Source organism: Brucella rhizosphaerae (assembly GCF_002252475.1).
Lineage (GTDB): Bacteria > Pseudomonadota > Alphaproteobacteria > Rhizobiales > Rhizobiaceae > Brucella > Brucella rhizosphaerae.
This window is the reverse complement of record NZ_NNRK01000034.1, coordinates 197,493-211,176: the sequence shown is the minus strand read 5'-3', so window position 1 is coordinate 211,176 and position 13,684 is coordinate 197,493. Positions and strand designations below refer to the sequence as shown.

Here is a 13,684-nt window from a genome sequence, read left to right as displayed (position 1 = left end):
TGCCCGCTTTTGGGAGACATGCCGATATCCTGAGGAGGAGGAGAAGCCCGGCCGAAAGGTCGGGTTTTTCTTTTGTCTAATCGATAAAAAGCGGTGTATCACTTCGCATCATGGAAGAAAGCCGCAACATCATCCGCATCACGAACCGCCTGACGATCCACGAGGACGATCTGGAGGAGAGCTTTATTCGCTCATCCGGTCCCGGCGGTCAGAACGTCAATAAGGTTTCAACTGCCGTTCAGCTGCGTTTTCACGCAAGCCAATCCGGCCTGCCGGAAGATGTGCTTTCCCGTCTTTTCAAACTTGCCGGTCAGAAGGGCACCAAGGATGGCGACATCCTGATTGAAGCCAATCGCTTCCGTACGCAGGAACGTAATCGCGAGGACGCACGTGAGCGGATGATTGAGCTGATCGCCAAGGCGGCTGAACCACCGCCTCCACCACGCCGGAAGACAAAGCCAACCAAAGGCTCGGTCGAACGCCGCCTGAAGGCCAAGTCCGGGCGATCGGACATAAAAAAGGGCCGCGGCAAGGTTTCTTACGATTAGAATAGTGGCATTTGGGAACGACGACATGACAATCAATTATCACGAGCTTGAACCAGCCATGGCCGCATTGCAGTGCGTGAAAGCGAGGGCGAGGGCGCACCTCTTCTGATGATCCATGGCAATTCAAGTTCGGGCGCCATTTTTGCACCGCAGCTCGAAGGCGAGATCGGCAAAAAGTGGCGAGTGATCGCACCCGATCTTCCAGGCCACGGAAAGTCTTCCGACGCTATCGACCCCGACCGCAGCTATTCGATGGAAGGCTATGCGGACGCGATGACAGAGGTGATGCGGAAACTGGGAATTGCCGATGCGGTGGTTTTCGGCTGGTCGCTCGGCGGCCATATCGGCATTGAGATGATTGCACGCTACCCGGCCATGCGCGGCCTTATGATTACCGGAACCCCACCTGTCGCGCGTGAAGAAGTGGGGCAAGGGTTCAAGAGCGGGCCTGATATGGCACTTGCCGGACAGGAAATCTTTTCGGAACGCGACGTGGAATCCTATGCCCGCAGCACCTGCGGCGAGCCCTTTGAGGCATCACTGCTCGATATCGTTGCGCGGACCGATGGACGCGCACGCCGCATCATGTTTGAAAAATTTGCAGCCGGAACCGGCGGCAACCAGCGCGATATTGTTGCGGATACAAAACTCCCCATCGCGGTCGTGAATGGCCGTGATGAGCCCTTTGTCGAACTCGATTTTGTGTCGAAAGTAAAATTCGGCAATCTATGGGAAGGTAAAACCCACGTTATCGACAATGCAGGTCACGCACCATTCCGCGAAGCGTCTGCCGAATTTGATGCCTGTCTCGCGCGCTTTGTCAGCGACTGCACGAAATAAGTGCCTAAACACATACGGCATCAATTGATGCCGTATGCAAGCTTCCAACTTGCCGCCTGCGCCCTAGGTAATTCTGTGAGATTGTTGGAATATCTGTTTATTTTTACGCGCATCTTGCTCCGAAAGCCGGTTCCCACTTTTCGGGATGCGCTCTAAAAGGGTGAATTGATCATGGGCATGACTGTTGCGGATCTTCTGGCTCAAACATTGGCCGAAGCGGGTGTTAAGCGTATCTGGGGCGTTACGGGCGATAGCCTCAATGGATTGAATGACAGCCTGAGACGGCTCGGTAAAATCGACTGGATGCATGTCCGGCATGAAGAAACCGCAGCCTTTGCCGCAGGGGCCGAAGCGGCCATCACCGGCGAACTGGCTGTCTGTGCCGGAAGCTGCGGGCCCGGCAATCTTCACCTTATCAATGGACTGTTTGATTGCCATCGCAATCACGAGCCGGTGCTGGCCATTGCAGCACATATTCCTTCATCAGAAATCGGCCTCGATTATTTTCAGGAAACCCATCCGCAGGAACTGTTTCGCGAATGCAGCCATTTCGTCGAGCTGGTTTCCAATCCTGCGCAGATGCCCGAAGTGCTGAACCGCGCCATGCGTGCAGCCATCGGCAAGCGTGGCGTGGCTGTGATCGTCATTCCGGGCGATGTGGCGCTCAGGCAAGCGCCGGACGGCGCCAGGCAAACCTGGACACCGGTTTCGCTTCCACGCGTCATCCCTGCTGATCAGGATGTTGCAAAACTCGCAGACATTCTCAATAGCTCAGAAAAAATCACCATTCTTGCAGGCAGCGGCTGTGCAGGCGCACATGACGCTGTCGTCTCATTGGCCGAAAAATTGGAAGCACCTGTCGTTCATGCATTGCGTGGCAAGGAACATATCGAATGGGACAATCCCTTCGATGTCGGAATGACTGGCCTGATCGGCTTTTCGTCCGGCTATCACGCCATGCTCAACTGCGACACGCTGCTGATGCTCGGCACCAGTTTCCCTTATCGCAATTTCTATCCAGACAAGGCCAAAATCGTTCAGATCGATAATGATCCTTCGCAACTTGGCCGCCGCGCACCGCTGACGTTTGGCGCGACGGGCGATGTTTCTGAAACGATCACAGCCCTTCTGCCCAAGCTTAAATCGGGTCGCAGCACGAAATTTCTTGATGCCGCCAAGACCCATTATACCAAGGCGCGCGAGGCGCTGGATGATCTGGCAGCGCCATCAAAGCCTGGCCAGCCGATCCATCCGCAATATCTCACGCGTCTCATCGACGAGATTGCAGACGAGAATGCGATCTTCACCGCCGATGTCGGCACGCCAACTGTCTGGGCCGCACGCTATCTCACCATGAATGGTAAGCGTCGCCTGCTTGGCTCGTTCAATCATGGTTCGATGGCCAATGCGATGCTTCAGGCGCTTGGGGCGAAGGCTGCAGCGCCTGACCGACAGGTTGTCTCGCTTTCGGGCGATGGTGGTTTCACCATGATGATGGGTGATTTTCTTTCGCTCAAGCAGCTTAATCTGCCGGCAAAGATCATCGTCTATAACAACGGCTCTCTCGGTTTTGTTGCCATGGAGATGAAGGCCGGTGGTTATCTCACCTCCGGGACTGATCTCGAAAATCCGAACTTCGCGGCCATGGCGGAAGCCATCGGCATTAAAGGTTTTCGCGTTGAGGAATCTGCTGATCTGCCAAATGCTCTGCAACAGGCCTTCGCCCATAACGGCCCGGTTCTGGTCGATGTTGTGACCGCCAAACAGGAGCTCGTCATGCCGCCCAAAATCAAGGCCGAGCAGGCAAAAGGCTTCAGTCTCTACATGCTCAAAGCCATCATCAGTGGTCGCGGCGATGAAATCGTCGATCTCGCCCGCACCAATCTTGGGCGGTAGGACAGGTCTTTTTCTATGGATACTCTAATTAAGTGCCAGAACTTATTGAGCAATTTCCGGAATTTCCTGCCTTGACCATTTTGAAAGGGACTGTACTTTGTACCCCATTGATTGGCCGCAAGAAGCGCTGGCTCATCTCTGGTTCTGATATTTGATTGCATGCATCAATAAGTTAGCAACAACAGGGAGACTTGCCCCATGGGAATTTTCGATTTCGTGAAATCGGTTGGAACCAAGCTTGGTTTCGGTGAAAATGAGCCCAAAGCCGATGATCTTAAGAAGGAACTCGATTCGCATAATCTCGGCACCGATGGCGTTCAGGTTAGCGTTCAGGGCGACAAGGCTGTTCTGACCGGCAACGTGAAGGATCAGTCTGCTTTTGAAAAGGCGATCATTGCAGTCGGCAATTCGCTTGGTGTTTCAAAGGTGGAAGCCTCGGAACTGAAAGTGGAAGGCGCTGGAACAACCGGTGCTGAACCCGTCTTCTATACGGTCAAGAAGGGCGATAATCTCTGGAAAATCGCTGAAGCCCAGTATGGTAAGGGCAAGGGCGCAAAGAACGATATTATCTTTGAAGCCAACAAGCCGATGCTGACCCATCCGGACAAAATCTATCCGGGCCAGGTCCTGCGCATTCCGCCGCTGGAAGGCTAACAGCCAATCTCAAAAAGGCCGGTTTAACCGGCCTTTTTCATATCTTCCGCTTTTATATTTTTCTGAGCGCCACTTCTTCGATCAGATGATCGCTGCCTTTTCGCAATATGAGATCAGCACGCGGACGCGTGGGCAGAATGTTTTCGAGCAGGTTTCTCATATTGATGTTGTTCCACAGGCCTTCGCCGATGGAACGGGCCGCATCTTCGGACAGTTGCGAATAGCGATGGAAGAACGACTGCGGATTGACGAAAGCCGTCTCACGCAGGCGCATGAAGCGGTCAATATACCATTTATGGATCAGCTCCGGCTCTGCATCGATATAGATCGAAAAGTCGAAGAAGTCGGAGACGAAAGGCACCATCTTGCCATCTTCGGGCAGATCGCGCACTTGCAGCACATTGATGCCTTCAAAGATCAGAATGTCGGGCTTATCGACAATCTGATATTCGCCCGGCAACACGTCATAGCTCAAATGCGAATAAAGCGGTGCCTGCACCTGGCTCATGCCAGCCTTGATAGCCGACAGAAAGCGTAAGACTGCGCCCACATCGTAGCTTTCCGGAAAGCCCTTGCGCTCCATCATGTTATCGGCGCGCAAAGCCGCATTGGGATAGAGAAAGCCGTCCGTCGTCACCAGATCAACCTTCGGGCTTGAAGGCCAGCGCGCGAGCAGCTCTTTCAGAATACGGGCAGTTGTGGATTTACCCACGGCAACCGATCCGGCAACACCGATAATGAAGGGCGTCTTGAAGCTTTCCTCCATATTGAGGAACTGCTGACGCTGGCGAAACAGAAGCTGGCTGGCTTCCACATGCGCATAGAGCAGGCGGGACAGCGACAGATAAATGCGCCGCACTTCATCCAGATCAATCGGATCGCCCAGCGAGCGCAGCCGTTTAACTTCTTCATAGGTGAGGGTGAGGGGCGTATCGGCGCGAAAACCTGCCCATTCCTCAGCCGAGAAAAAACGATAAGGCGAGTAACGCGACGGCGTTAACTGGTCTACTTTTTCCCACATATTGTCGCTGCTCTCCCTCAACGCCAATTCTGCACTAGCAGCTTTCAATTCACTTTTCATTCAGAGCATTTCCAATTTTTGTAGCAGAGAAAATGCTCTCATCATTTGTTTCCAAGCATGTCTTATCCCCAAAACCGGTACCCACTTTTGGGAGACATGCATTTATGCTTTCGGACGACCGGCCTTTTCCTCAAGGCCTGTCTGCGCCGTGCGGCGTTGCAATTCTAGAAGAACTTCATCGAGCGGCACGTCGGCAATCTTGAGAACCACCAGCAAATGATAAAGCAGGTCCGCGCTTTCCGTGACAATCTCTGCACGGTTGCCTTCTACCGCGGCGATCACCGCTTCCACGGCTTCCTCACCGAGCTTTTTTGCCGCCCGTGTCTGGCCCCTGGCGACAAGGCTTGCGGTATAAGACGATCCGTCCGTCGAACTCGCACGCTCCGCGACAATGCGTTCAAGGTCGGAAAGTGTGAACTCAGTCATCGAATTTCCTTAAATCTTGTTTTCAACGGACCGGATCAAGCCGCATAGGAATACCCGCCTCGGCCATATAGCGCTTGGCTTCGCCAACCGAATAGGTGCCGAAGTGGAAAATCGACGCCGCGAGAACCGCTGTCGCATGACCTTCGCGGATGCCTGCAACCATGTGATCGAGATTGCCAACGCCGCCCGATGCGATCACCGGTACGCGTACGCTGTCAGCCACAGCTCGCGTCAACGCCACGTCGTAACCGGCTTTGGTGCCATCACGATCCATTGAAGTCAGCAGGATTTCGCCCGCGCCAAGGCTCACCACCTTCTGCGCAAACTCAACCGCATCAATGCCAGTGGTCTGGCGACCGCCATGGGTGAAAATTTCCCAGCGATTGGCTTCGCCTTCGGCCGAAACCTTCTTGGCATCGATGGCAACCACAATGCACTGATCGCCGAACTTATCGGCAGCTTCCGCAACAAATTCGGGGTTCTTTACCGCAGCCGTATTGATCGAAACCTTGTCCGCACCGGCCAGAAGCAGCTTGCGGATGTCAGCCACCTGACGCACGCCGCCACCAACGGTCAGCGGCATGAAGCACTGTTCTGCCGTGCGGGCGATCACGTCAAAAATTGTCTCACGATTGTCCGAGGACGCCGTGATGTCGAGGAAGCACAATTCGTCTGCTCCCGCCGCATCATAAGCCCGGGCAGCCTCTACCGGATCACCGGCATCAATCAGATCGACAAAGTTCACGCCCTTGACGACGCGGCCGTCTTTGACGTCAAGACAAGGGATTACGCGTGCTTTTAAAGTCATGCGGGGGTCCTCAGGAGAGCCAGTGCTTCAGCCGGATCGATGCGTCCATCGTAAAGGGCGCGACCGGAAATCGCGCCTTCCAGCTTGCGGGCATCAGGTGCTGCAAGACGTTTGATGTCATCCATCGAGGCAAGACCGCCCGATGCGATCACCGGAATGGAAACGCTATCTGCGAGACCAAGTGTTGAATCCCAGTTGATGCCAGCCAGAACACCGTCACGGTCGATATCGGTATAGATGATGGCTGCAACGCCTGCGCCTTCAAATTTTTTCGCAAGTTCCACCACGCCAAGTTCGGATGCTTCGGCCCAGCCTTCAACAGCGACATAGCCGCCCTTGGCATCGATGCCGACCGCAACCCGTCCCGGAAACTCCTTGCAGGCTTCAATCACCAGCGCCGGATCACGCACGGCAACTGTGCCCAGGATGACGCGGCGCAGCCCCTTGGAGAGCCAGCTTTCAATATGAGCGAGCGTACGAATACCGCCGCCAAGCTGAACCGGATTCTTGGTGGCTTTCAGGATCGCTTCAACAGCCTTGCCGTTGACGCTTTCTCCCGCAAAGGCACCATTGAGATCAACCACATGCAGCCATTCAAAGCCCTGATCCTCAAAAGCCCTGGCCTGAGCTGCGGGGTCTTCATTGTAAACGGTGGCCTGATCCATGTCGCCAAGCTTCAGGCGCACGCATTGACCGTCTTTCAAATCGATGGCGGGAAAAAGGATCATATCTTCAAGGCTTCCATTTCAGGAAATTGGCAATGAGCGAAAGGCCAAGCAGCTGGCTCTTTTCAGGATGGAACTGCGTACCGATCATATTATCGCGACCAACCGTAGCCGTGACATCGCCGCCATATTCGGTCACAGCGAGCACTTCGGCTTCGTTCTTCGCATCAAACATATAGGAATGCACGAAATAGGCATGCAAGCCGTTCTCACCGGTAGCAATACCGTTAAAGACCGGATGCGAATGTTTCACGTGAATCCTGTTCCAGCCAATCTGTGGAATCTTGAGCGATGGGTCGGACGGCGTCATTTCACGCACGTCGCCCGCAATCCAGCCGAGACCTTCGCTCACTTGCTTCTCAAGTCCGCGCTCGGACATCAGCTGCATACCCACGCAGATGCCAAGGAAAGGGTGGGCCTTTTTCAGAACCACATCTTCCAGCGCTTCCACCATGCCGGGAACGGCATGAAGGCCGCGACGACAATCGGCATAGGCACCAACGCCCGGAAGCACGATGCGATCGGCTGTCGCCACGCGATCAGCATCAGCTGTCAGTTCGATCTCCGCATTCACACCGCTCTCATGGGCGGCACGCTCAAAGGCCTTGGTGGCCGAGCGAAGATTGCCGGAACCGTAGTCGATAATTGCAACACGCATTTTCAGTTTTCTCCGCGATGACCGACAAATCCGATCGTCGAGCCAAATGAGGAATAAGTGGGACGAGGGGCCTGTTGCGCCCATTCAGGAGCTGGTGCTTCGGCAGGGAATGTTGCAGGCTGAGCCGCTTCTTCGCGGCCATAGAAATAGCGGATTTCCGCTTCTTCCGGATCAGCCGCGTCGATGACGGCTTTCTCGGTAAAGCCCTGACGCCTGAGTTTTGCGATCTTCCAGTTGACGCCTTCCAGCGCCACGAAGAGCGAAAACAATAAAGTGATCAGGGGGACCGCATTGGAGATGCCGAGCATGGAGCCAGCAAATCCAAGCAGGATCGTTACACCGAGAACCGCAATGGCTTCAAACCACAGCCGCTGCAACAATAGCCAGACAACCGGCAGGATAAGCGCCAAGGTATGGAATCCGTCGCGCACGAACACCGTTTTTTCAGTGCTTTGAGCACCTGCATCCGGTTCAAGAACGACGAATTGCGCCATGACGTGTCCTTTCGGGAAAGACTTATCCCTTCAGCGACCCCTTGGTCGAGGGAATTGCATCCTTCTGGCGCGGATCGGTTTCGAGCGCGACGCGCAGAACCCGGGCCACCGCCTTGAAGATCGATTCTGCAATATGGTGATTGTTGGCACCATAATGATTGTTGATATGCAGCGTGATGCCAGCATTAATCGCGAACGCCTGGAAGAACTCGCGCACCAGCTCGGTGTCGAATGCTCCAATCTTGGCTGTCGTGAAATTCACGTTCCAGACCAGAAATGCACGACCGGACACATCAACTGCTGCACCGGTCAGCGTATCGTCCATAGCGAGATCCATCGAAGCATAACGCACGATACCGCGACGTTCGCCCAAAGCCTTGGCCACGGCCTGACCGAGCGCAATGCCGGTATCTTCCACCGTATGATGATCATCGATATGCAGATCGCCCTTGGCCATCACACGCATGTCGATGAGCGAGTGTCGGGAAAGCTGCTCCAGCATATGATCGAAGAAGCCGACACCTGTTGTAATGTCGAACTTGCCGTTGCCGTCCAGATCGACTGAAACGGCAATGCTCGTTTCTTTCGTTGAACGTTCGATACTTGCTTTGCGGGCGCTTTCAGCCGTCATTGCATTTCCTCAATTGAAATCTTTTTGCGTTCTAGAACAGCTTGTTGCTTTTGCCAATGCTTTTAGCGCGCGCTTCGGTTTCCCTGAGCCGGCGCATCGTTCTGAATTTGGTGTCCAGCGCGCATTTTTCCCCGAAATCAGTTCCCACTTTTCGGAATGCACCTAATCCCCCGACGCGCATTTTGTCCAAAAACCGCTTCACACTTTTTGGAATGCGCTGATACCCATTTGCATTTTGCCAGCCCGTTCTTAAATATTCACAACGAAACCCGATTCAGTTAGCTGTAAGGCCAACAGACCGAGGCTTCGCCCATACCAGGGGCCCATATCAGGGGCTTATGCGTTTGCCAGATGGAAACGTATAGGCCGCCAAAGGAGTAATCCATGATCGAACACAATCCCACGACAATTTACGGCACGACCATCGTTACCGTTCGCAAGGGCGGCAAGGTGGTGATCGCCGGTGACGGGCAGGTCTCGCTCGGCAATACGGTGATGAAGGGCAATGCGCGCAAAGTGCGCCGCATCGGCAAAGGCAATGTCATTGCCGGATTCGCCGGTGCCACGGCTGATGCCTTCACACTGCTTGAGCGCCTTGAAGCCAAGCTCGAACAATATCCAGACCAGCTGATGCGCGCCTCCGTCGAGCTTGCCAAGGACTGGCGCACCGACCGCTACTTGCGCAAGCTGGAAGCCATGATGCTGGTTGCCGACAGCAAGGTTACGCTGGCTTTGACCGGTACAGGCGACGTGCTTGAACCAGAACATGGCGTAATGGCCATCGGATCGGGCGGTAATTATGCGCTTGCCGCAGCGCGCGCGCTGATCGACACAGACAAGGATGCCGAGGAAATCGCCCGCAAGGCGATGGAGATTGCAGCCGATATCTGCATCTACACCAATCATAGCATTCTTGTTGAAAGCCTCGACGCCGAATGACCGAAGCAGTGCAAGCCTCAACTTCTAAAACACAACGTTGGGGCTTAGGTGCTCTGATCGTCCTTGCCATTCTTACGATACAGGCCTCATGGCTCTATATCGATGGACGGATACCCATGTGCGAATGTGGCACCATAAAATTATGGTCCGGTTCGCTGATGTCTGAGAATTCGCAGCATATAGCCGACTGGTATACGCTCTCGCACATCATTCACGGCTTTCTGTTCTATTGGCTTCTGACCGTTATTGCACCCAAAGCCCCACTCGGCTTGAGACTTGCCATGGCAGTCGGCGTTGAAGCCGTCTGGGAACTGGTCGAAAACTCGAATTTCATCATCGAGCGCTATCGCGCCAATACGTCCTCGGTGGACTATTTTGGCGACAGCATCGTGAATTCGGTTTCCGATACCATTGCTGCCCTGATCGGCTTTCTGCTTGCTGCAAAGCTGCCAACGAAAATCACTGTCGCTTTAGCGCTGTTCTTCGAAGTTCTTGCGCTGATTATTATTCGCGACAACCTTACGCTCAACGTGATCATGCTGCTGCATCCGTTCGAGTTCATCAAGCAGTGGCAAACCGGGTTATAATCATGAGCAATTTTTCCCCCCGTGAAATCGTCTCCGAACTTGACCGCTTCATCATCGGCCAGAACGACGCCAAGCGCGCCGTGGCTATTGCGCTCCGCAACCGCTGGCGCCGCCAGCAGCTGGAAGGCCAGATGCGCGAAGAGGTCATGCCAAAAAACATCCTGATGATCGGACCGACTGGCGTTGGCAAGACGGAAATCTCCCGTCGTCTGGCCAAGCTTGCAGGCGCTCCTTTCATCAAGGTCGAGGCCACCAAGTTTACCGAAGTCGGCTATGTCGGTCGCGATGTTGAGCAGATCATTCGTGATCTGGTCGAAGCCGCCATCGGTCTCGTGCGTGAAAAGAAGCGCGAGGAAGTGAAGGCCAAGGCGCATATCAATGCCGAAGAGCGCGTGCTTGACGGTCTTGTCGGTAAGACGGCCAGCCCCGCCACCCGTGACAGTTTCCGCAAGAAACTGCGCGAAGGCGAACTGGACGACAAGGAAATCGAAATCGAGGTTGCCGATACGGGTGCAGGCCAGAATTTTGAAATTCCGGGCATGCCAGGTGCCAATATCGGCATGATCAATATCGGCGATATTTTCGGCAAGGCCATGGGCGGGCGCACCAAGACGCGCAAGACCACCGTCAAGGAGTCCTATGCGCTGCTGATCAATGACGAGTCCGATAAGTTGCTCGATCAGGATCAGCTTGTTCAGGAAGCCCTGCGCTCGACTGAGAATGACGGCATTGTTTTCCTGGACGAAATCGACAAGATCGCTTCGCGCGAAGGCGGAATGGGAGCAGGCGTCTCACGCGAAGGCGTGCAGCGCGATCTGCTGCCACTCGTTGAAGGTACAACCGTTGCGACCAAGTATGGCCCGGTGAAAACCGATCATATTCTGTTCATCGCATCGGGTGCTTTCCACGTTTCCAAACCTTCGGACCTTCTGCCGGAACTTCAGGGTCGTTTGCCGATCCGTGTGGAGCTTAACGCGCTGACGCGTGAAGATTTCCGCCGGATTCTCACCGAAACCGAAGTCAGCCTGATCAAGCAGTATATTGCCCTGATGGCGACGGAAGAAGTGGAGCTCGATATTACCGATGACGCGATTGAGGCTTTGGCTGATATAGCGGTCGATCTCAATTCGACGGTCGAGAATATCGGTGCGCGTCGCTTGCAGACTGTCATGGAACGGGTTCTGGACGATATTTCCTATAATGCGCCCGATAAATCCGGCTCTGCATTCAAGGTGGACGGCGATTATGTCCGCAAAACAGTTGGCGATCTTGCCAAGAATACGGACTTGTCGCGCTTCATCCTCTAAAAGACAACGTGACCAGAAAGCCACGCTTCGGTCCCATAATCCTGAAACACAAAAATCCCCTCGACTTCATCGAGGGGGTTTTTTATTTTGCGGCAACTTTTACATGTCGTTTACCATATTGGGGCCGTTTCCGCGCAATGACCAGCCGATTGAACCGTATTGCAGGCATCTGCCTTGCCATCGCTTTCTCCTGCCAGAGCGCCTTCGCAGCCGTTAGCGTGCCGCCGGGAAACCGCAATGCCGACCAGCCGCCCATTCCTGGCGCATCAGCCAAGCGCACCAAGGAACTGAGCACGACCTATGAAGCGAAATATCGCAAGATTTATAATCTTCTGAAAAAAGACGCTTCCCTGCGCTCGAAAATCAAATCGACCGCTTCCGCCTATGGCATTGATCCTATCCATATCGTCGGTGCCATCGTTGGCGAGCATACCTACAATGTCGATGTCTATGACAGGCTCCAGACCTATTACGTCAAGGCCATGTCCTATGTGAACCAGGGTGTGAGTTTTGGTTACAATGGTGAAAGCATCGGCCAGTTCGTGAAGCGCCCGGAATTTTCGGAGTGTCTCAAGTACAAGGACAGCTATTCGCTGTGGGGTTGCCGTGAGACGGTCTGGAACAAGCAGTTCCGCGGAAAGTCCCTGGCTGGCAAAGCCTATCCGAACAACCGTTTCAGTGCGGTCTTCTTCCAGCCTTTCTATGCAGGTCAGACATTCGGCCTTGGCCAGATCAATCCGCTGACTGCACTGCAGATGTCGGACATGGTCAATCGTGTATCCGGCCTGCCAAAGCTCAACGCAGAGAACGGAAATGTGGTTTACAAGACCATCATGGACCCCGATCTCACGCTGCCATACATCGCGGCAACGCTGAAGCAATCGATCACCGCTTATCGCCAGATTGCCGATTTCGACATTTCCAAGAATCCCGGCCTGACCGCAACCCTTTACAATACCGGCGGTGCAGAAGCCCGCGCCCGTGCGCTTGCCAATGAAAATGCCCAGCGCAAAGCGTCTGGTCAGGCACCATTGATGCCGCAGGAAAACTATTATGGCTGGCTGGTCAACACCAAGCTCGACGAACTGAAAGCGCTATTTTAGGGCCGATGCGCTGGTGGCTTAAAGCCACGGCGACGTTTGCGGGCGGCTTCAATTTCTTCCGCCAGATGCCTGATCGTCTCGCGATCAATGATGCGGATGTTGCGGGCGAGCAGATTGGCAAGCTCAGTGGCCTGTGGGGAAAGACCTGACGTGTCGATCACCACGCGGGGATGCGAAACCGCCGCAAGATTTTGCAGCTCCTCGGCCTCGTCCCAAATGATATTGAAATAGGTGATGATGCGTTGCAGCAAATCCCAGGTCGGCTGTCCACGCCGTCCATGTTCAAGCGCTGAAAGATAGGCAGGCGAAACGCGTAAGGCCGCCGCCATTTCCTTTTGCGTCACATTGCGCTCGTCACGCAATTCGCGCAGACGTTTGCCAAAAGGGGTCATCGGATCAGACCTCCATTTTGCGTTTGCTTGCGCAGACGAACATAAAGTGCGCCGTGACCACCATGATGATGAGCTGCATCTTCATAAGCACTCACCAGAAGCCGGAACAACGGCGTCGAGAACCAGTGCGGTACTGCCTGTTTCAGCACGCCTTCGCTGCCAAATGAGCGGCCTTTGCCAGTAATGACCATGACATGCTTAAGCCCGCGTGCATGTGCGCTCAGCAAAAAGCCATAAAGCAGCTCATAGGCATCGTTCTGCGTAAGCCCATGCAGATCGATACGTGCTTCAATATCCACACGCCCCTTGGAAATTTTGCGGTGCGTTGGCCGATCAAAGCTATGGATCGGCATTTCCTTGAGAGAGGTGAGCTTCTTTTTTGGCGTCGCTGGCTCGCTGGAAGGCGAGGGCGCTTTTTGCGAAGGCTTTTTATCAGCCTCCTGTGCCATAATGGCTTTGAAATCCGGAAATTGTTCCTCTATAGCGGGCTTTTTGCCAGCCAGTGGCTTTGCCGTTTTGGCAACGGTTTCCCAGAGGATGCGATCTTCTGGCCTCAGATAATCTTTTGCGGGCTTCTCGGTCTTCGGTGCCATCG

At 54.3% G+C, this 13,684-nt stretch carries 17 protein-coding genes; 8 read left to right on the top strand and 9 right to left on the bottom strand.

The window, feature by feature from the left end; translation table 11 throughout:
- The first annotated feature begins 110 nt into the window (after window positions 1–110).
- The 4 genes from arfB (at window position 111) to lysM (ending at window position 3,938) form a co-directional block, all read left to right on the top strand.
- Complete coding sequence (gene arfB, locus CEV32_RS18115) at window positions 111–548, top strand: alternative ribosome rescue aminoacyl-tRNA hydrolase ArfB (protein WP_094578514.1); 438 nt, start codon at window positions 111–113, stop codon at window positions 546–548.
- Window positions 549–620: 72 nt separating this feature from the next.
- Entirely contained in the window at window positions 621–1,388 is a 768-nt protein-coding gene (locus CEV32_RS18110; protein WP_328587924.1) for an alpha/beta fold hydrolase, read from the top strand.
- A 171-nt stretch (window positions 1,389–1,559) separates the two neighbouring features.
- Window positions 1,560–3,284: a ubiquinone-dependent pyruvate dehydrogenase gene (gene poxB / locus CEV32_RS18105; protein WP_208620869.1), complete on the top strand. Its 1,725-nt coding sequence runs from the start codon at window positions 1,560–1,562 to the stop codon at window positions 3,282–3,284.
- Between the two features lie 198 nt (window positions 3,285–3,482).
- Window positions 3,483–3,938: a peptidoglycan-binding protein LysM gene (gene lysM / locus CEV32_RS18100; protein WP_094578513.1), complete on the top strand. Its 456-nt coding sequence runs from the start codon at window positions 3,483–3,485 to the stop codon at window positions 3,936–3,938.
- 52 nt (window positions 3,939–3,990) lie between these two features.
- On the opposite strand, the gene coaA is transcribed toward lysM, so the two are convergent.
- From coaA to hisB, 7 genes are all read right to left on the bottom strand, one after another.
- Entirely contained in the window at window positions 3,991–4,959 is a 969-nt protein-coding gene (coaA, locus tag CEV32_RS18095; protein WP_094579154.1) for a type I pantothenate kinase, read from the bottom strand.
- A gap of 162 nt (window positions 4,960–5,121) precedes the next feature.
- Window positions 5,122–5,445: a phosphoribosyl-ATP diphosphatase gene (locus tag CEV32_RS18090; RefSeq protein ID WP_094578512.1), complete on the bottom strand. Its 324-nt coding sequence runs from the start codon at window positions 5,443–5,445 to the stop codon at window positions 5,122–5,124.
- Window positions 5,446–5,467: 22 nt separating this feature from the next.
- The gene (hisF, locus tag CEV32_RS18085) at window positions 5,468–6,253 is read right to left on the bottom strand and encodes an imidazole glycerol phosphate synthase subunit HisF (protein ID WP_094578511.1); all 786 of its coding nucleotides are present in this window, start codon (window positions 6,251–6,253) and stop codon (window positions 5,468–5,470) included.
- Entirely contained in the window at window positions 6,250–6,981 is a 732-nt protein-coding gene (gene hisA, locus CEV32_RS18080) for a 1-(5-phosphoribosyl)-5-[(5-phosphoribosylamino)methylideneamino]imidazole-4-carboxamide isomerase (RefSeq protein ID WP_094578510.1), read from the bottom strand. Before hisA ends, hisF begins: the two co-directional genes overlap by 4 nt.
- Before the next feature lie 4 nt (window positions 6,982–6,985).
- Complete coding sequence (hisH, locus tag CEV32_RS18075; RefSeq protein WP_094578509.1) at window positions 6,986–7,636, bottom strand: imidazole glycerol phosphate synthase subunit HisH; 651 nt, start codon at window positions 7,634–7,636, stop codon at window positions 6,986–6,988.
- Between the two features lie 2 nt (window positions 7,637–7,638).
- Window positions 7,639–8,130 carry a DUF2628 domain-containing protein gene (locus tag CEV32_RS18070; protein ID WP_094578508.1) on the bottom strand — a complete coding sequence of 164 codons (492 nt, stop codon included), beginning with the start codon at window positions 8,128–8,130 and terminating at the stop codon, window positions 7,639–7,641.
- Window positions 8,131–8,152: 22 nt separating this feature from the next.
- The gene (gene hisB / locus CEV32_RS18065; protein ID WP_094578507.1) at window positions 8,153–8,761 is read right to left on the bottom strand and encodes an imidazoleglycerol-phosphate dehydratase HisB; all 609 of its coding nucleotides are present in this window, start codon (window positions 8,759–8,761) and stop codon (window positions 8,153–8,155) included.
- Between the two features lie 384 nt (window positions 8,762–9,145).
- Between hisB and hslV the strand changes: the two genes are divergently transcribed.
- The 4 genes from hslV to CEV32_RS18045 all read left to right on the top strand — a co-directional run bounded on the left by hslV (window position 9,146) and on the right by CEV32_RS18045 (window position 12,697).
- The gene (hslV, locus tag CEV32_RS18060; protein ID WP_024898440.1) at window positions 9,146–9,700 is read left to right on the top strand and encodes an ATP-dependent protease subunit HslV; all 555 of its coding nucleotides are present in this window, start codon (window positions 9,146–9,148) and stop codon (window positions 9,698–9,700) included.
- A complete protein-coding gene (locus CEV32_RS18055; protein WP_094578506.1) occupies window positions 9,697–10,287 on the top strand; it encodes a DUF2585 domain-containing protein in 591 nt (196 codons plus the stop codon). The genes hslV and CEV32_RS18055 overlap by 4 nt, the downstream gene beginning before the upstream one ends.
- Window positions 10,288–10,289: 2 nt before the next feature.
- Window positions 10,290–11,594: an ATP-dependent protease ATPase subunit HslU gene (gene hslU, locus CEV32_RS18050; RefSeq protein ID WP_094578505.1), complete on the top strand. Its 1,305-nt coding sequence runs from the start codon at window positions 10,290–10,292 to the stop codon at window positions 11,592–11,594.
- A 137-nt stretch (window positions 11,595–11,731) separates the two neighbouring features.
- Window positions 11,732–12,697 (top strand): DUF1402 family protein, encoded by a 966-nt coding sequence (locus tag CEV32_RS18045; RefSeq protein WP_094578504.1) that lies wholly within the window; start codon window positions 11,732–11,734, stop codon window positions 12,695–12,697.
- Here the strand turns inward: CEV32_RS18045 and CEV32_RS18040 are convergent.
- Complete coding sequence (locus CEV32_RS18040) at window positions 12,694–13,089, bottom strand: helix-turn-helix domain-containing protein (RefSeq protein WP_094578503.1); 396 nt, start codon at window positions 13,087–13,089, stop codon at window positions 12,694–12,696. The two genes, CEV32_RS18045 and CEV32_RS18040, sit on opposite strands and share 4 nt — an antisense overlap.
- Entirely contained in the window at window positions 13,086–13,682 is a 597-nt protein-coding gene (locus CEV32_RS18035; protein ID WP_094578502.1) for a Smr/MutS family protein, read from the bottom strand. The genes CEV32_RS18040 and CEV32_RS18035 overlap by 4 nt, the downstream gene beginning before the upstream one ends.
- Window positions 13,683–13,684 lie beyond the last annotated feature (2 nt).